Annotated in this window: 9 protein-coding genes; 6 read left to right on the top strand and 3 right to left on the bottom strand. The window is 44.5% G+C overall.

What is annotated here, in order from left to right:
• Nucleotides 1–2: 2 nt before the first annotated feature.
• Nucleotides 3–1,037, bottom strand: a complete 1,035-nt coding sequence (locus DKT73_RS15005; RefSeq protein ID WP_157959193.1) for an FHA domain-containing protein — start codon at nucleotides 1,035–1,037, stop codon at nucleotides 3–5.
• 333 nt (nucleotides 1,038–1,370) lie between these two features.
• On the opposite strand from DKT73_RS15005, the gene DKT73_RS15000 reads away from it, so the two are divergent.
• The 3 genes from DKT73_RS15000 to DKT73_RS14990 all read left to right on the top strand — a co-directional run bounded on the left by DKT73_RS15000 (nucleotide 1,371) and on the right by DKT73_RS14990 (nucleotide 15,932).
• Nucleotides 1,371–2,897, top strand: a complete 1,527-nt coding sequence (locus tag DKT73_RS15000; RefSeq protein WP_111639360.1) for an NAD(P)H-hydrate dehydratase — start codon at nucleotides 1,371–1,373, stop codon at nucleotides 2,895–2,897.
• Nucleotides 2,898–3,219: 322 nt separating this feature from the next.
• The gene (locus tag DKT73_RS14995) at nucleotides 3,220–14,160 is read left to right on the top strand and encodes a two-partner secretion domain-containing protein (protein ID WP_111639359.1); all 10,941 of its coding nucleotides are present in this window, start codon (nucleotides 3,220–3,222) and stop codon (nucleotides 14,158–14,160) included.
• A 35-nt stretch (nucleotides 14,161–14,195) separates the two neighbouring features.
• Entirely contained in the window at nucleotides 14,196–15,932 is a 1,737-nt protein-coding gene (locus DKT73_RS14990; RefSeq protein ID WP_111639358.1) for a ShlB/FhaC/HecB family hemolysin secretion/activation protein, read from the top strand.
• 82 nt (nucleotides 15,933–16,014) lie between these two features.
• On the opposite strand, the gene fdhA is transcribed toward DKT73_RS14990, so the two are convergent.
• Nucleotides 16,015–17,208, bottom strand: coding sequence for a formaldehyde dehydrogenase, glutathione-independent (gene fdhA / locus DKT73_RS14985; RefSeq protein ID WP_111639357.1), 1,194 nt, complete (start codon nucleotides 17,206–17,208; stop codon nucleotides 16,015–16,017).
• A gap of 383 nt (nucleotides 17,209–17,591) precedes the next feature.
• Here fdhA and DKT73_RS14980 point away from each other — a divergent pair, with 383 nt between their 5' ends.
• Together DKT73_RS14980 and DKT73_RS14975 are read left to right on the top strand one after the other, a co-directional pair.
• Complete coding sequence (locus tag DKT73_RS14980) at nucleotides 17,592–17,855, top strand: type II toxin-antitoxin system Phd/YefM family antitoxin (protein WP_198666635.1); 264 nt, start codon at nucleotides 17,592–17,594, stop codon at nucleotides 17,853–17,855.
• On the top strand, nucleotides 17,852–18,115 hold the full coding sequence (locus DKT73_RS14975) for a type II toxin-antitoxin system RelE/ParE family toxin (protein ID WP_111639356.1): 264 nt from the start codon (nucleotides 17,852–17,854) through the stop codon (nucleotides 18,113–18,115). The genes DKT73_RS14980 and DKT73_RS14975 overlap by 4 nt, the downstream gene beginning before the upstream one ends.
• A 67-nt stretch (nucleotides 18,116–18,182) precedes the next feature.
• Here DKT73_RS14975 and DKT73_RS14970 read toward each other — a convergent pair whose 3' ends face one another.
• Nucleotides 18,183–19,064, bottom strand: a complete 882-nt coding sequence (locus tag DKT73_RS14970; RefSeq protein WP_111639355.1) for a LysR family transcriptional regulator — start codon at nucleotides 19,062–19,064, stop codon at nucleotides 18,183–18,185.
• A 126-nt stretch (nucleotides 19,065–19,190) separates the two neighbouring features.
• Between DKT73_RS14970 and DKT73_RS14965 the strand changes: the two genes are divergently transcribed.
• Complete coding sequence (locus tag DKT73_RS14965; RefSeq protein ID WP_111639354.1) at nucleotides 19,191–19,895, top strand: CoA transferase subunit A; 705 nt, start codon at nucleotides 19,191–19,193, stop codon at nucleotides 19,893–19,895.
• The last annotated feature ends 23 nt before the right edge of the window (nucleotides 19,896–19,918 follow it).

Raw genomic sequence — 19,918 nt, 5'->3', positions numbered from 1 at the left:
AGTTAGTGCGCTCCTAACACTGTTTCTGAAAGAGTTCCTTTGATTACTTCTACTTTTGATGTATTAAGCCTTACTTCCCCATCTTGAAGTTGTAATAACTGACAAGCATCCACACCGCTAAAATTGACGGTATCACGGATTCTTGTACGCAGGCGGTGTAGTCGAATGCGGGTGTTGTCGGGTTCGATGCCAAGTGCTTTAGAGAGGTCGTCTAAATTAATCCAGCCACAGTGGCATTCAGAGAAACCTTGATTCTTATCAGCGATGGATTTGCGAGCCAAACACAGTAATAAATATAATTGACTCTGAATACGATGTCCCTCAATCACAGAAGAACTCTTGTTATCTTTTATATAAAGTTGGATTTCTTCTTCGTTATCAGAAACATGTAACCTTAACTCTAGGTCATCAAGCGATTTTGCTGTTGGCTTATTTTCAAAGGTTTGGTATTCGATTCGATTGCTTTGTAGGCGATAAAGTGAGTCGTTGATACAAATACAGTGGCCATCCTGGATGGCTTTGCTTTCTTCTCTTTCATCATCATAAATAATGTACCAACCTTCATTTTCATAAAAAAGATTAAGCGTTTTTTCTACCGATGTGACAGGTCTTTCAAGGTAGATTGCTGCTTTATTTCGTTCCATGCTGACTAATACATCACAGGGTTTAAGGTCATTTACCATGGTGAAAGCATCACCCGTTTTAGAAGATAGAATGATTTTGTCTGATTCGCGTAGTAGATGTGGTTGCTCTTTGAGGATTTTGTTGTCGTTGAGCCAGACGCCATTCTTGCTTCTGTCCTCTATGTACCAGTTGTCGTCTTGCCAATAAATAATGGCATGAATACGCGAAATATCAGCGCCAGCCAGATTAGTGTGGCATTCAGTTGAACGACCAAAGGTATGATAGGGGCGTAAATGAATGCATTGGCCAGCGGAGGAAAGCAGAGCGCCGCTTCTAATGGAGGAAATTGAGATACCTTGTGGTAGGTTGGTTACGGAACAAGAAGCGCTAAAAACTTTATTGATATTAGACATGGTCATTAATCCGTTAAATGCGATAGCTAGGAGTTAGTATTAATTATTTTTTTTCTCAATACAACTTTAAGTTGTATCTGTAGTTGGATGAAAAAAGAAACAGTTTCAAGTGGTAACATTGCTGCAAAAAAGAAAGTGTTTTAATAATATATGGGTCCAATTTCGGCGGATCTTAAACACAGTGTCTGGTTTTTTAGTACTGAGCAAATGTTAACGCTATACTTAGATCTGTAAGTTACTTGGAGCCGGCCGTATCATTTTAATATGGAATGGCGCTCGCTAAACTAGAAGAGTAATCTCATTTATGATTCGGAATAAGTTGACTACTACATCATGATTAATGCGTTAAACCCAAACACTCAATTACTTCTAACCTCAAGCGAAATGACTGAGGCAGACAGAGCTGCTGTGGTGGCGGGTGTGCCTGCGGTTGACCTGATGGCGGCGGCAGGAAAGGCAGTTGTTGACGCTGTGCTTGAGCGTTGGTCTCGATGTTCTGTCTTGGTGCTGTGTGGGCCGGGTAATAATGGCGGCGATGGTTTTGTTGTCGCTCAGTTACTAGGATCCGTTGGCTGGCCTGTGCGGTTGGCTTTTATGGGGGCTGTTGAAAAATTATCGCCTGAAGCCAAGTATTTCTATCAGGCTTGGCAAGGTGAGGTTGAAGCCTATTCTGTTGATTTATTAGAGCAAACCGATCTGGTTATTGATGCCATGTTTGGTGCGGGTCTTACTCGTCCTTTAGAAGGCAAAGCTCGCGATATGGTCGATGCGATAATAGCGAGCAATGTTCCCGTTTGTGCCATTGATGTGCCCAGTGGCGTGGATGGCACAACAGGTGCGGCATTTGGGTTGGTGGCCTCTGCAAAAATAACGGTGACGTTTTTTCGCAAAAAGCCCGGACATTTGCTGCTTCCCGGTCGAGGCTTATGTGGCGAGCTTGTGGTTGCGGACATCGGTATTCCTGAGATGGTGTTGAATGAGTTAAACCTTCAAGCGTGGGAAAATAGCCCAGAGCTTTGGTCTGAGAATTACCCTTGGCCTCGTTTAGAGGGACACAAATTTCATCGTGGTCACGCTGTGGTATTTGGTGGAGAAAACCTAACTGGGGCGAGTCGCTTAACCGCTCGAGGTGCCATGCGAATCGGTGCGGGCTTGGTTACGCTGGCTGTGCCAATGAAAGCATGGGCAATATATGCCACGGCGATGACGAGCGTGATGGTGGCGAAGCTAGAACAGACACAAGAAGCAGAAGATTTTGAAGAGCTGTTATTCGATCCGCGACACAACGCGATAGTGGTTGGGCCGGGAGCAGGGTTAGCAGGATTCGAGAGAATACGCACGCGAAAAATCGTTCTTACAGCGTTGGCGACTGGTCGCGCCACAGTGTTGGATGCCGATGCACTCAGTGCTTTTTCGGATGACCCACAAACGCTGTTTGATGCCATTGTTGGACCTTGTGTGATGACACCCCACGAAGGCGAATTTGCGCGTATCTTTTCTGGCATCAATGAACATCATGCGGGTGATAAATTAACCCGCGCTCGACTGGCCGCCAAATTAAGCCGCGCCGTGGTAGTCTTAAAAGGAGCCGATACGGTGATTGCCTCGCCTGATGGTCGAGCAGTTATCAACTCAAACGCGCCTGCGTATCTTGCTACGGGTGGTTCAGGGGATGTATTGGCAGGCTTTGTTGTCGGTCTACTGGCTCAAGGCATGTCACCCTTTGATGCCGCAGCCGCAGCGGTTTGGTTGCATAGTGAAGTGGGCAATGAAGTAGGGATTGGTTTAATTGCCGACGATTTACCCGATCATCTTCCCAAGGTGTTATCGGCCTTTAAAAAACGTTATTTTGTCAGCTGACGATAGGCCATCATAAGTTAAGAGCACTCTCAACAGGCTTCAAGCTTGTTCATCTAATCTCAAGCATCTTGTTATTTTTTTATAGTGTTTAAATACGATGAAATGGTTTTAATTTCATTGAAGTCATCTCCGTGTCCCTCCCAGCATAAAAAAGCTAAGCATAAAAATGAGTGTTTGCTTAGTAAAAAATGTTCATCGAAAGATTTACAATAATTAACAAGAAGTGACAATAAAGTGGTAAAAAATATTGAAAAAATAAGGAAGTAGGTTGGCGGCATGAGCTAAGCTATGTAAATCTCAAATATTTTACATAGGTTGGTATATGAATCGAATTTACCGCGTTATCTGGAATTCGTCGATAGGTGTTTGGCAAGCTGTGAGTGAAATTGGCAAAAGTGCTGGGAAAAAGAAAAATCACGGTCGCCGTCATCGAACTCGATTAAGCTTGATAGCAGGTAGCGTATTTATAGTCAGTGCCCAAGCTTATGCTGATGCATTGCCTACTAATGGTACGGTAAGTTTAGGCTCAGGTAGTATTTCTCAACCAAATGGAAAAACGCTTAATATCACTCAAAATACCAACAAAATGGCCATTGATTGGCAGTCATTTAGTGTAGGTAAAGACAGTGTTGTCAACTTTATTCAACCTTCATCCTCATCTGTTGCGCTAAACCGTGTTACTGGATCTGATGTTTCGAGTATACAAGGTGCCATTAACGCAAATGGTCAAGTCTTCCTTATAAACCCTAATGGTATCTTATTTGGTACGACAGCACAGGTTAACGTCGGCGGTTTGATTGCTTCCACAAGAGACCTAACGAATGAAAATTTCAGTGCTGACAATTTTATTTTTGAGGGCAGCAACGGCAATGCGGTTATTAACCGCGGCAGTCTAGTCGCAACCGACGGTGGTTACATCGTGATGATTGCGGCAAAAGTTCAAAATATGGGGGATATCGTTGCTAATCAAGGCAGCGTGCAGCTTGCCGCGGGTGATTCTGTATTGGTCAACTTAGGTGGTACGGTAAGTATTGAAGTTAAGCAAGGTGCCATTGATGCATTGATTCTAAATGGTGGTGCCATAAAAGCCGACGGCGGTCATATTTTGTTTACCGCAAAAGCGGCTGGCGACCTTGCTGCGAGCGTTGTTAATAATACTGGTATTGTCGAAGCTACAAGCTTGGTATCTCAAGGCGGCGAAATCGTCTTTATGGGCGATGACATTACCAACAGCGGGACAATAGTTGCTGATGGTGCAACAGGTGGTGGCGAAATCTTAATCGGTGGGGATTGGCAGGGTAAAAATGCTGAACAGTATCCACATGCGACTAAAGTGACTTTGACTGAAACCAGCCAAATTTCAGCCAGCGCTACGACACAGGGCGACGGCGGTAAAGTGGTGGTTTGGTCAGACATAAAAAACGCTGACAGTGTGACGAAAGTAGCTGGTAACATCCGTGCGCAAGGTCTAGGTGAAAATGCAAATGGTGGCAAGATCGAAACCTCAGGCAGTGTGCTAAATGTTGCAAAAGGCACCACAGTAAAAGCCTCAGAATGGTTACTTGATCCAACGAACATTACTATTAGCGCAGGCAGTGACGGTAGTTTGACGAGTGGCGAAACCCAAAGCGACATTGGGGCCGAAACAATCGAGACAGCGTTAAATGCAGGTACCAATGTTACGGTTCAGACAGATTCGGAAGTGGCTGGTGAGGGGGATATCACCGTTGCTGCGAATATTTTGAAATCATCGGGGGCGGATGCAACACTCACCTTAACCGCTGCAAATAATATTGTTATTAATGAAAACGTGTCTATTACTTCGACAACTGGAGCACTTAATACCGTGCTTCGTGCAGACAATGACAGTAGTAGTTCAGGTAGTGTCAGTATGGGAGCTGGGTCTTCGATTGACACCAATGGCGGTGATGTTTGGATTGGTGGTGAAACAGACACGAGTCCTGCGGCAAGTGTGACAACACAAGCTATCTCTACTGCAGCGGGTAGCGTTAAAATTTTATCCACGGGGGATGTTAGTTTAGGGAGCATTACGTCAACCGGTACCGTTGAGCTGTCTTCTTCTGGCACGGTAACTCAAACGGGTGCTATTACTGGCGGGCAAAATGTAAATCTACTTGGCACAGGGGGAACATACACCCTAACGAATACATCTAATGCGATTGGCACGCTTACTGCAAATACAGGTAGCTTGAATGTTACCAACAACCAAGATTTTTCCCTCGGGTCTATCGTCACCACAGGCGATGTTGAACTGTCTTCCACTGGTACAGTAACTCAAACCGATGCTATTGCCGGCGGTCAAAATGTAAATCTACTTGGCGCAGGGGGAACATACACCCTAACTAATACATCTAACGAGATTGGCTCCCTTGCCGCAGATACAGGTAGCTTGAATGTTACCAACAACCAAGATTTTTCCCTCGGGTCTATCGTCACCACAGGCGATGTTGAACTGTCTTCCACTGGTGCAGTTACGCAAACTGGCGCCATTACCGGAGGGCAAGCTCTAAACTTACACGGTTCAGGTACCTATACTCTAACCAACGCTGGCAATGAGATTGCTTCGTTGGCCGCCAATACTGGCACCTTAAGTGTTACCAACAACCATGATTTTTCTCTTGGGACAATTGCCACGACAGGTGCAGTTGAGCTGTCTTCTACTGGTTCGGTTACGCAAACAGGTGCCATTACTGGTGATCAGGCGCTAAACTTATTGGGGACAGGCACATACACTTTAACCAACGAGAACAATGAGATTGGCACTCTTACTGCAGACACGGGCAGTGTGGAGTTGGTAAATAGTTCAGCCCAAACCACTGGCGCGATTACCACAACCGGTGCACTTAATCTGACTTCTGGTTCCTTAACCATCAATGAAAACATTGCCACTGGTGCGGGTAATGTCACATTCAACACCGACGCTCTAACGGTTGCGAGTGGCAAGATGGTTACTGGGTCGGGGGCTTTACAGATAGCCGCCAAAACAGCCACCACAACGATGGGTATTAATGGCGGTTCTGGGGCTTTACAAATCTCTACGGCTGATTTCACCGATGGCTTCTCTGGTATCACTATCGGTAGTGCCGATCATACTGGCGGCATTGAAATTGGTGCCGACACCACGCTTAATGATGCGACAACATTGCAAACGGGCGGTACTTTAGCGGTTAACAATGATCTAGATGCCCTCGCAAACAACCTGACGCTAAAAGTAGGCCAGCTCACTATAGCAGATGATAAAACCATTTCTGGTACAGGTGTGTTGACGGTTGCTTCTGAAACAGACAACGAAGCGATTGACATTGGTGGGACAAGCCAGCAATTAAATGCATCGGATTTTGGTAGCAAAATTGCAAATGGTTTTTCTGACATTGTCATTGGTGGAGCAGATCAAACAGGTGACATTAATATTGTAGAAGATTCTACCTTGGCCGCCGCTGTTACAATGCAAACCAGTGGAGACTTATCTGTTGACCACAATCTAGCGGCTGGTGCGAACAATCTGACGTTAAAAGTGGGTACTCTTTCAGTCGCTGCTGATCAAACCATTTCTGGTAGCGGTGTACTGACTGTTACTTCTAATACTGACAGCAAAACCATTGGTATCGGTGGAGCAGCAGGTGATTTGCAACTGACAGCTGACAATTTGAATACGGATTTTGCCGATGGTTTCTCTGAGGTTGTAATAGGTAGTGCGAGTCAATCAGGCAATATTACGATTGCAGAAGTTGCTTTTGATAAGGCATTGACATTACAAACTTCTGGCGCAGTCACCCAAACGGGTGCCATTACAGGTGATCAGGATTTAAATTTATTGGGCGCAGGTGGCACGCATACCCTGACTAATATAGGTAATGCCATTGGTAATCTAACCGCCAATACAGGTAGTGTGGCGTTAGTGAACAGTTCAGACCAAACCACTGGTGCTATTACCACATCAGGAGCTTTGAGCCTGACGTCTGATGCGTTAACCATCAACGAAAATATCGCCACTGGTGCTGGAAATATCACATTCAATACTGACGCTTTAACGATAGCGGATGGAAAAACACTGGCTGGCTCAGGCAACTTGCAAATTACCACTAAAACAGCAGATAAACTGATTGATGTGGGTGGTACAACAGCCGATGCTTTGCAATTAACGACCACAAACATTAGTACGGATTTTGCCGACGGGTTTGCAAATATAACCATAGGTAGCGCCGATCATACTGGCGGTATTGAAATTGGTGCAGACACAACCTTTAAAGACGCAACAACACTGCAAACCAGTGGTGCTTTGTCAGTCAGTAATAATCTAGCCGCTGGTGCGAATAATCTGACGTTAAAAGTGGGTGAACTTTCGGTAACCGATGGCAAAGCTATTTCTGGCTCGGGTGTATTGAACATTACGAGCGATACTGCCAGCGACGCGATTAGTATTGTGAATACGATTGACGATAATGCAGTGGACACACTTCAACTACTTTCTGCTGATTTTGTCTCAAAAATTGCGGATGGTTTCTCAGGTATTGTGATTGGTGATTCCAGTCAATCAGGTGATATTACGATTGGTGCCACTGCGTTTAACGACGCATTGACTTTACAGTCAACGGGCACTGTGACCCAAACCGGAGCCATTACCGGTGGACAAGACTTGAATCTACTTGGTGCGGGTGGCACGCATACTCTAACAGATGAAGGTAACTCTATTGGAACACTAACTGCCAATACAGGAAGTGTAGAGTTTGTCAGTGCAAAAGAACTAGTAGGCGCAGCTGATGTTACGACAGAAACCTCTCAGTTAGGCTCTATGATCACGTCTGGGGCATTAAGTGTTTCGACAGTTGACGGTGACATTACCGTATCTGAAAACCTAACTGCGGGTGGTGCTTTAACGCTAACGTCTGCGAAGGACATCACCGTAGAGAGTGGTAAAACCCTAACGTCTCCAGCAAGTATTGCCTTGTATGGTGCAAACATCACTCAGAAGGGCACTTTGGATGCCAGTAGTACAACTACTAATGGTGGTAACATTACTTTAGCAAAAAATGCTTCCACAGCGGCAGACTTTATCAGTCTTGAAGGCGTGTTAGATGCCAGCACGACCAATGGCACTGGCGGTACAATTATCACCAATGGTCAATCCGTGTTTTTAAATACCAGTGCTAACGTCACAACAGCGGGTAATACAGCAAACGGAACCTGGAAAACGCCCGTTTCGACGTTTGATACCGTCGTAGCGGCAACCGGTGGTGATATTACTGGGCAAACCATATCTGATGCGTTAAAAACAGCCAATTATACGCTGACAGCCAGTAGTGCCAAAGTGACGTTAAGTGAAACCTTAGCAGGACAAAATAATCTCATAGATGTCAATACAGATGCCGCCATTACCAGTGCCGATTTTGGTGGTATTACGATTAACGACAGCATCACCAAAGTATCCGCCGGCACCAGTGGTACCGCACCGCAACCAGTTTATGATATTACAACAGACACAACATTGACCGTTACGTCAACTAGCAATATTACAGTGAATGGCGCAATCAGTTCAGAACAGCAACGTCTTAACCTGATTCTCACCGCTAATAGCGATGCGACTGGTGGCGGTGATGTTATTTTTGGTTCTAACGGCAGTGTAACAACGAATAATGGCAATTTTTATGTTGGCTCTGTGACATTAGGGCAAGCGACTAATGGCGTTGTGTTTGCTTACAATAACCAGACTTATCATGACATTGTTACCGCCTCTGCAGAAAACTTCACCATGAATACGGGGAGTCAAATAGATGTGGGCAGTGGCTCTTTAGTATTAAAGGTGACTGATGATATTAATTTGCCGACCGGAGATGCCACTGGTAAATCTTACTCGATAAATTCTACAGCCAGCTCTTCTGGCTATAATAATGAAACAGAAACCAACGCCAATCGTTCTGGTACGCCTAATTATGAACAGGTAGGCACTGTTCCGACGTCTTTAACTCTAGAAGCCGGCGGTTCAATTATTGGTGCAAGTACAGACTCTACCAAAATTAGCACGAACTCTTCGTCTGCAATGGTAAATGTGACGAGTGCTGAGAATATTGGTTCTGAAGGTTCTCCAGTATTATTCTCTAGTAGTCAAGGGACAATTAATATTACCAATACAGGTGGTAACTCATATATTAAGTTTGCTAATGGGTACGATGACGCTAACTTTTCGACTCTAAATTTAACAACAGATACCACCACTGCAGACACAACTCAACATATAGAGTTTAACGACGATGGTTCGCATAGACTGCTAGCGACAACAGATGAAAATGGTCTTCTAACCATTGCAACAGGTGGGTTAGTTGATGCAACTTCTTATAAGAATATAACGATTCAAGCACCGAATATCACCTTGGAAAATGGCGCTATTGTCGCTACTGGTGGCGACACAGCCGTCAATTCCTCTGATAATTCTGTTTTAGATGGAACGGGATTGAATTTAACGTTAACGGCATTATCGGGATCGACCTACGGCGAGATAAAAGCAGACAATGCCGCAGAGGATTACAGTTCTAGCACTCCACCAAGTGATTTTAGTAATAAAGAAATTTATATACAAAGTGGTACGTTAAACTTAAATGCCAGTAATTTTGGTGTTAAAACAAGTGGTGACGACTGGAGTAATGCTCTAGAAGTAACAGCAAACACATTAAATGTGAATAACTCTGGTGGTTCAACTTGGCTTCGGAACAGTGACTTTAATAGCATTACCTTCTCGGCTGTCGATAGCAATGCGAATATCGCTGGTCATCATCATATTTTGTCTACCAATGGTGACTTCTTTAATATAGAAACCACCACGGATGCGAAAACGATTGTTCATACCATTGATAATACGAATAAATTATCAGGTATCAAAACAGACAATAAAAACGTTAGCTTGAAAACGGGCTTATCTATTTCTCAATCAAGAGATATTATCATGGCAGATAATGCCATTGATATTGGTGCGGCTACACTGTCATTAACGTCATATTATGGTAAAAGTATTTCGGCCTACTCTACTAATCACGTTCAGGGTAATGGTTCAATAACGCCTACAACACTGGCTAATCCAAATACTGCTACTGTGACCGTTGGCAACTTAAATTTAACTACTGCGAATAATACGACAAGTACCGCTTCAATTGGTGGCGGTGGCTATACCCTTAAAGTCGCCAAAGGCGGAGAAGTAGGCGAAGCCAATGTGGGCAATAACGTACTGACCGTTAATAATGAAAGCGGCGATATTGCGATTAATGAACTGTCTGCGGAGCACTTTAAAACCATTAAAGTCAATTATTCAAGCACTGATAGCACGGCAAGAGCGCATACTGTCGCGATTGATTTGTTCGATAATGACTCTGTCATTGAAAACCTTAATTACTCAGATACGGGCAATGGTCTGATTACTTTAGATGCGGCGAGTAGCAGTGTCGATTTATCTGGGTTCAACCGTAATTTTGACCTGTATGCCTACAATAAAGACATTCAGGTGAACAATATTTATGGTGGTTCAGGTTATTTCAACTTATCTTCAATTACTAAGAGTATTACTTTAAATGGCGATGTGAATACCAATGGCGGAAACATAGCGCTAACCAGTAATACCTTTAAACTTGCCAGTACTTCACGCATTGATAGCAATGCCGATAATGCCAGCAATACAACATCATTAGGAACGTCAGGTAGCATCCAACTGAATAACAGTTCAGGCAGTAGAGGCGTTGATATTTCAGCCAATACGGGTGTAACGGCTGCGCTAACCCTTGATTCAAGCTCCAGTGATGGATTTGGTGGAAGTATCACCACAGACATGAATGCTACCAATAGTGCAGGTTCATACTTAACGGGACTATCCTTCATAGGCTCTGGAGTAACGACGGAACAAGATGGTTCGATTTCATTAACCGGCGCAAGTTTTGCGCTTAATGGTGATTTTACAGCAACGGGTAACGTTGGCTTAAATGGGGGAGAGTCCACTTCATCCTCAACCAATATACCGGGAGTGACTATTGACACGAATCAGTCGATCGTTGACAGCGGTGATATCACCTTCTCTGGTTACAGCTTATCAGGCAGCTCAGTTCGTAACTATGTCTTCAATACCAGTGCTACCGGTGGTATGGGTGGCAACGTCAATTTGTACCCAGCATCGACTACAGGCACATTTAGCGCAGGTTCGATGACGGTTAATGCTTCGGGGTCAACATCCTCTGGCATAATCGTATTGCCAGCGGTGACCACGACTAAAAATACCGGTTCTTATACTACAACCAGCGCGCAAAGCTATACAGGGGCCACTGTTACCCTTAATGGTGATTTGCAATCTAATCAGGCCAATATTGACGTACTCGGCTCTGAAGTAGTCTTAGCCAATGATGTCTCAATTGACACCTATACTGGACCTGTATCTGGTCAAACATCGACGACATCGGGCGTTTCTGCAGGATCAGTAACTGTTGGTAGCGAAGGTGCTAAACTTACTAATAGTGATCCAGCTAACTCTTTTACGATAGATACCAGTGGTAATAAGGGAGCAGCGACCTATGCAGCCAACAATGGCACGATCACTTTGAGAGATTCTACAGAAACAACCTTTAATAATTTCAGCGTTACAGGTGGAGGTAACTTAAATACTGGCTTTGATACCAGTATGTATTCTGTGACTAGTCTGCTCACCGTTGCCCAACTGGACGGTGGTTCGTTTACTTGGAGTGATCTAAGTGCGGGTAACTTATTGTTGAAAGGGCCTGCCAACTACACCATAACTGGCAACATAGGGACTGGAACAGGCGATAACTTTGAGGCTGGTATTCTCGCCGCAACAGACGTCGCTAACCTAAATGTCATGACCGACAAGGCCTTGACTATCGGTAGTTTGTCTTCTGTCAGTGGTGTATCAGCAACAGGAACGGTCAGTATTGCTACTAAAGCCGACGATCTAACGGTCAATAACAACATTACGACCACCTCAGCGGCAAATGGTGCGATAACGCTTAATGCCGGCTCAGATACTGATGTAGGCACTGCGGTAGGTGGCAATGTACTGTTAAATGCTAATTTAACAACAGGATCGGGCGGTCAAGCCATCGTTTATACAGGCAGCATTGAAGACAGTGGTTCGTATAATTTCGGTAATGGTCGTTATCGCTACAATAGTGACGAAACAAATACCCATTACACGGCCGCTTTAGGCACGGGTAATTACGCTATTTATCGTGAACAACCAACATTGACCATAGGGTTTGCTTCTGGAAAAGAGTATGACGGTATTACCTTAGTGCCTTCTACTGGTGGAATTTCAGGAGATGTAAATAACGATAAAACACAGTTTACCGATGCGTTAGTTTGGCAAGTTGCTGATAACAAAACGATTAAAAATGCGGATACTTATACAATCACTCATACGGGTGCTGTGACAGGCGCAGAAGAATTGGGCTACAACGTATCAGGTCCTAATGACACCTATACTTACATCGTTACACCTAAAGCCTTAACGGTGAGTTTAATTGACGTTACTAAGGTATATGACGGTAACACAACGGCAACCTTGACCAATGGTAATTTTGATTTAAGTGGTTTTATTGGCAGTGAAATGCTGACGGTTACCAAAGAAACGGGAACGTATAATTCTAAAAACGTAGCCAATGCTGATAGCGTCACAACGAGTTTAATCTCAGAGGACTTCACAGCAGTAGGTGAAACGTTAGCCTCAAACTATGCATTACCGACTACGGCAACGGGCTCTGCGAGTATTACTCAGCGCACGTTAACCGCTTCGATTACGGACACACCGACAAAAGTTTATGACGGCAATACGGATGCGACATTGACTAATGCTAATTTTAATATAGCGAATGTGGTTGAAGGAGAAAGCTTTATCGTTACCAAAGCAACAGGGACTTATGACGATAAAGACGTGCTTGACGCCAGCAATGTTACTACCAGCTTAGCTGAAGGAGACTTCACTGAAGGAAGTGATACGCTAGCGAGTAATTACATCATGCCAGTTACTGCGACAGGTGAGGGTAGTATTACTGCCAGAACGCTAACCGCTTCCATTATTGATACGCCAACAAAAGTGTACGATGGTAATACCGATGCAACATTGACCAATGGCAATTTCAGCATTGCTAACTTGGTTGATGGCGAAAGCTTCACTGTTACGAAAACAACTGGGGATTACAACGATAAAGACGTTGTTGACGCTAGCACTGTCACGACCAGTTTAGCTGAGGAAGATTTTACGCAAGGTAATGAAACTCTCGCCAGCAACTACATCATGCCAGTGACTGCGACAGGTGCAGGCAGTATTACCGCGAGAACGCTGACGGCTTCTATTATCAATACGCCCACAAAAGTGTATGACGGCAATACGAATGCTACGCTGACCAATGACAATTACAGCATAGCGAACTTGGTTGAGGGAGAAAGCTTCACTGTTAATAAAGCAACAGGGTCTTATAACGATAAAGACGTTGCTGACGCCAACAATGTGATAACCAGCTTGGTTGCAAATGACTTTGATGTGGTAGGTTCCACTTTAAAATCAAATTACAACCTGCCTATCACGGCAACAGGTGACGCAGCCATTACTGCTCGTTCTTTAGTGGCGGTTGCAAGCACAAGAGATAAAATATTTGATGCAACAACCGGCACAACGACGACATTAACGATCGCGCCAGAAAATATAAATCTAAGACAGCTTAATGACATTAATAACCCATTGGTCGTTAACGGTGTGGTTGGCAATGAAAGAGTCTTTTTGACTTTTACTGATGCTAGTTTCTCAGATGAAATAGTAGGAATGGACAAAACAGTGACTATTAACGGTCTGCGTGTCGCTGGTGTTGATGCGGCTAACTACATTGTCATGGTAAAAGATGCTTTGGGCGGTTTAACCGCACCAGCAAGCACCATGACAACAACTGCTGACATCAACCCTAACAATCCTCCTGTGGTGTTCATTCCTGCACCTCCACCAGCACCTGTGGTCATTCCTCGACCAAATTTGGGCAATGCTCCAGTCGTCGCTGTTGGGGGCATGCAAGTGGTTTCAATATCGTCTACAGGTTCAACCACTTCGGTGAGTTCAGGGGGGCAAGGTGACGTCTCAATAGACACTATTTTATTATCACAGGTTAATAATGGCGCTAGTTTTAATAACCAAGTGTTTATAGTGGATGGCGGTATAAATACAGTTAATCCTGATCAAGCGGTGAATACAGAAGAGACTGTCAGATAATAAATTTCCGAAAATTAGGATTAAGGTTAGATTTTATGAAAAGAGTATTACCGAAAAAAAGCATCACAAAACCTTTGAATTTATCTGTGGCAGTGTTGGTGGCAAGTGTCTCTGTGGTCTCTAATGCGGAGTCACTGCCACCCACTAACTCGGGAACATTGATTCAGCAAACCCAGCCAAGGTTAGTGGCACCTGAACCGTCGGATTTTACCATTCAATTTGATGGTAATGCATTAACTGAAGCCGCTTCCGGTGGTCCGCAAGCTGTGTTGAACAAACTGCAAATTACAGGTTTGTCGGTCTTTACAGAAGAGGAAATATTGGCCAGTTTAGGTGATATTTTGGATAAGTCTTATGACTTGGCCGGTTACCGTAGTTTAGCAAATAAGATCAGTCTTTTTTACCGAGATCGCGGTTATCCCTTTGCGAGAGCTTATATACCAGCTCAGAGCATGAAAAATGGAGAGTTGCGAATCGATGTCTTGGAAGGCAAGTACGGTCGTGCCACGGTAAAAGCGACTCAAGATATACAAGCCAAAGCGCAAGCGTATTTATCCACTATTGAGCCTAATGAGGTAATTGAATCCAGTAAACTAGAGCGTATCTCATTGATCATGAACGATATTCCAGGTTACAAAGCGCTGCCTTCTGTTAGTCCCGGCAATAGTACTGGAACAGCAGACCTCAATGTGCTTTTAATCCCTGAACAGCAAATGTTCGGGGATGTCACGATTGATAATCAAGGCAGCCGTTATACTGGCTATAACCGAGTTCAGGCAGGTATTAAAAAAGCCCATATGTTTAACTTCGGTGATGAGTTAAATGTGCGTGCGATGTATACCGATGAAAATATGTTGTTTGGTCATTTGGGATACAGCTTACCAGTCATGCCAAATGGTTTAAGATTCAACGCCTCTTTTAGCCGAACGGAATATACCTTGGGAAGAGAGTATGAGTCGTTGGATGCCATTGGTAGCTCAAATATTTATAGTATAGGTTTAAGTTATCCGTTGATTCGTTCACAGCTGACGAACGTGAACGCAAAGGCCAACATAGAGCGTAAAGACTTGATGGACTTTTATCGCTCAGCGGACAGCAAGTTAACAAAATTTGTGAACAGCGTCCCGCTAGCTCTTGCATTTGATACTCGAGATCAGTATCTAGGCGGAGGTATTACCTATGGTGCTCTGACGGTAGGCTTAGGGAATCTTTCTAATAACGATGACACAGTGAATAGTGATGGTGATTTTGTAAAAACCACATTAGAAGTGGCGCGTATTCAGTCATTGCCTTCTGGGTTCAGTTTGTTTGTTAAAGGCAGTGCTCAACACACTAACAAAAACCTAGACGCTTCAGAAGACCTGTATTTGGGGGGAACGAACGCAGTGCGGGCTTATCCTTCAGGAGAGGCTGGCGAGAACGGCGGTGGTGATGAAGGGTACTACACACAGTTAGAGCTGCGTTATAACATTAACGACTTCACCCCCTATGTATTTTATGATGCAGGTAGAATCAATACCTATGCAAAACCAACCGCTTCTTTGTTAAGTGAAACCCGAAATCTAGCGGGTGCAGGTTTTGGATTGAAATATGAGCATGCTAATTGGAGTGCTGATGTTTTTGCTGCATGGAAAAAAGTCGGTGGAGAGTCTGTGTCGGATATCTATGATACCTCATCACCACGAATTTTAGGTTCTTTAACCTATCGCTTTGGTGGCGGTACGCCAGCACCGATTGATGGCTCTACATTGACAAACGGTTTAAATCCGTAAAAACGCGTTATTTGTTTGTATATAAAAAAACTCGTCCACATTACGTTGACGAGTTTTTTTTACAAGAAAAGTAAGAGCAGGATTAACTCACCATTTTATGCGGGTCGATAACAAATTTCTTCGCGGCGCCGCCATCAAAATCGGCATAGCCTTGTGGTGCTTGATCCAGTGAAATCATTTGCACATTGACCGCTTTTGCAATGTCTATCTTATCAAACAAGATGGCTTGCATTAGCTGGCGATGGTACTTCATTACTGGACATTGGCCAGTATGAAGAGAATGCGATTTTGCCCATCCTAGACCAAAACGCATGCTCAAGCTGCCTTGTTTGGCTGCATCATCGCTCGCACCTGGGTCTTCTGTGACGTACAAACCAGGAATACCAATTTGGCCGCCTGCGCGAGTCATTTGCATCGCAGAGTTCAATACCACCGCAGGGGATTCCTGATGGTGATTACAGCCACAAGCATGAGCCTCAAACCCTACGCAATCAACAAAAGCATCCACTTCACGATCCCCAAGAATGGCTTCGATCTTATCTTGAATATCACCCTCTTGTTTAAGGTCTATTGTCTCACAACCAAAAGAACGTGCTTGATTGAGTCGATCTTCAATCATATCGCCAACAATCACACACGCTGCACCAAGTAAATGAGCGGAAGCCGCCGCCGCAAGACCAACTGGGCCTGCGCCTGCGATATACACGGTAGAGCCCGGACCCACACCTGCGGTGACGCAACCATGGAAACCCGTTGGGAAAATATCAGAGAGCAAGGTGAGACTTTGGATTTTCTCACGAGCTTGATCGGCATCGGGGAATTTCAGCAAGTTAAAATCCGCGTAAGGCACCATCACATAATCCGCTTGTCCACCCACCCAACCGCCCATGTCAACATAGCCATAAGCGGCACCGGGACGAGCTGGGTTAACGTTTAGACAAATACCTGTTTTGCCTTCTTTACAGTTGCGGCAACGACCACAAGCGATGTTGAAAGGGACAGACACCAAATCCCCCACCTTAATGAACTCTACATCTCGGCCACATTCAATCACTTCGCCCGTGATCTCATGGCCCAATACCAACCCCGTTGGCGCCGTGGTACGGCCTCTGACCATGTGTTGATCACTGCCACAAATATTGGTGGTAACGACTTTAAGAATAACACCGTGATCGCATCGGCGTTTGCCAATAGCGAGCTCAGGAAAGGGAATAACGTCGACTTTAACCGTGCCATTACCCTGATAAATAACACCGCGATTTGCATGAGTACTCATAACGACATCCTTTTTTGCTGTTGTTTTTGTTGTGTGCGTGACTGGTCATTTTGTCACCAGTGACAGAAAGGATAGTTCTTTGAGCGACAGAAATAAGGGCTGAAAGCGACTTAAATGCAAAAGATTATCATCGTTCCTTATTTTGTTCGTAATATTGGCGTTGGCTGTATGCATTAATCAATACAGTCGAATACGTGGCTTAGGAAAACTTCTGGGTGGTGACCAACAAAAGATGGGTTTCACAGTCAAACAGGAAATTTTGTTGGGATCGTAAATGCTGCTTTGGCAAATTACGGTCGTGCCTCCCTAATGCAGCCCTACGGTTTGTTATTTACTCCAACAAGAACAGGTGGTACATTATTCGGTACGTTTTTGGAGGGTGAATGATGATTACAATAACGGCGACAGAAGCAAGAAAAACGTTTTTTGAGCTCATTAAGCAAACGAATCAGCAACATGACATTATTGAAGTGCAGCATAAATCAGGCAATGCCGTCATTATGTCAGCTGAGGACTATGAAGGTTTGCAGGAAACACTGTACCTTTTGTCGCAACCAGATTTTAAGCAGACGTTTAATCAATCTGTTCTTGAAGCAAATGCGGGTGAGGTAGTGAGCTTTGAAGAGGTGTTTGGAGAGCCTTTGTGAGTGGTGAACGCTATCAGATTGAGTTCACTAAGCAGGCACAAAAAGATGTTGCCAAGCTTTCACCAAAGTTAAAGAGCAAACTCAAAGATATTTTGCGGCATAAAATTGCGGTCTCACCGGAGACCGGAAAGGCACTGGTGGGAGATTTAAAGGGCTATTATTCTGTTGGTCTTAGTTTCCAAGATCGTATTGTTTACCGAATTGAAAATGATCGTTGTGTTGTGTTGATTGTTCGAGCAAAAACGCATTATGGTGCATGATTTTGCTGGTAATGGTGAGGCAGTCTAATAGTTTATCCAAGGTTATTGTGTCTCAAGCTAGATGCGATCAAGCATAAGTATCCATCAATACATCCAGCATGGCTGCTGCGGCGATAGAGAGGTTGGATCTGGGTTGGCAGATGACACCAACACGGCGACGAATTTCGGGTGCTATCACAGGGCGGCAGATGGCACCTTGTTCTATGGCTTGTTGTCGACATAGAGCAGGGACAACCGCAACCCCCATGCCTTCGCTGACCATGCGTCCTACGGTAGCAAGTTGGTGAGCATCAAAAGCCACATTGAGTTCGATACCTGCGTCTTGCAGTGTGTTTTCTATCATGGTGCGAACACTGGAAGGGCGTTGTAAGGTGATGAAGTCGTATTCTAATAAGGCCTGCCAAGCAATGGTATCTAGCGTTTCTAACGGGTGGTTTTTAGGCAAAATAGCAATAAATCTGTCTTCATAAAGCGGATGGAAAGACAGGTCTACAAGATTGCTTGGTTCGAAGGAAATCCCCAGCTCCACTTGGTTATTGCGCACCATTTCTACTACCACATCCGATAACACATCGTCGATGGCAACCTGAATATTTGGGTATGAAGCATGGTAATTACGAATCGCTTTTGGCAGCAATGACGCGGCAAACGACGGCATGGAAGCAATGGTGATTTTTCCTAACTGCAATGCAAAGCGTTGCTTCATTTCGTCTTCGGCATTTTCCCATTGGGCGAGTAATCGCCTAGCAATGGGGACCAAGGCTTCCCCCTCAGGCGTTAACGCAATATGGCGCGTGGTTCGAGTCAGTAGCTTCCCGCCTAAATTATCTTCTAGGCTTTTAATGGATAGGCTCAACGCCGGTTGGGACAAATGCAGTTGCGTGGCCGCACTGGCAAAGCTCATAGACTGGGCAACTGCCAAGAAAGCTCGAATTTGTTTGACGTTCATGCTGGAAGTCTTCTTTGTGATTATTGTTTTGATAAACTTATTAATAAATAGAAAAAACAAATTTAATTTATTTATCGCCTTAGGTCAAACTGGAGGACATTAAGAATAAAAAAACAGGAGAATAAAATGGCCGGTTTTGACAAAGTCGTTGCTTCCTATGAAGAAGCCATGATCGGGCTAGAAGATGATATGACGGTGCTGGCAGGCGGTTTTGGCTTGTGCGGTATTCCAGAAAATCTGATTGCTGAGATCAAACGCAAAGGCACCAAAGGCTTAACGGTTGTATCGAATAACTGCGGTGTCGATGGGTTTGGTTTGGGGATTCTGCTCGAAGATAAGCAAATTCGCAAAATGGTGTCGTCTTATGTGGGCGAAAACGCCTTATTCGAAAAGCAATTACTGAATGGTGAGTTGGAAGTCGAACTCACGCCTCAAGGTACGCTGGCGGAAAAAATGCGCGCTGGTGGTGCTGGCATTCCCGCTTTTTATACCGCCACTGGCGTCGGTACACCGGTCGCAGAAGGCAAAGAAACCAAAGAATTTAATGGCCGTGAATACCTGTTGGAAGAAGCCATCGTCGGTGACTTCGCCATTGTTAAAGGCTGGAAAGCCGACCGTTACGGCAATGTCATTTATCGCCATACCGCACAGAACTTCAATCCCTTAGCCGCAACCGCTGGCAAAATCACTGTTGTAGAAGTGGAAGAAATTGTCGAAGTGGGTGAACTCGATCCTGCTCAAATCCATACCCCGGGCATTTATGTCGATCGTGTGGTGCTTGGCACCTTTGAAAAACGCATCGAAAAAAGAACCGTTAAAGCCGCTGACTAAAATAAAAGAGCAAAACAACAGAA

This window comes from Marinomonas shanghaiensis (assembly GCF_003259175.1).
In the GTDB taxonomy this organism is placed as follows: domain Bacteria; phylum Pseudomonadota; class Gammaproteobacteria; order Pseudomonadales; family Marinomonadaceae; genus Marinomonas; species Marinomonas shanghaiensis.
This window is presented reverse-complemented; position numbering and strand designations above follow the sequence as displayed.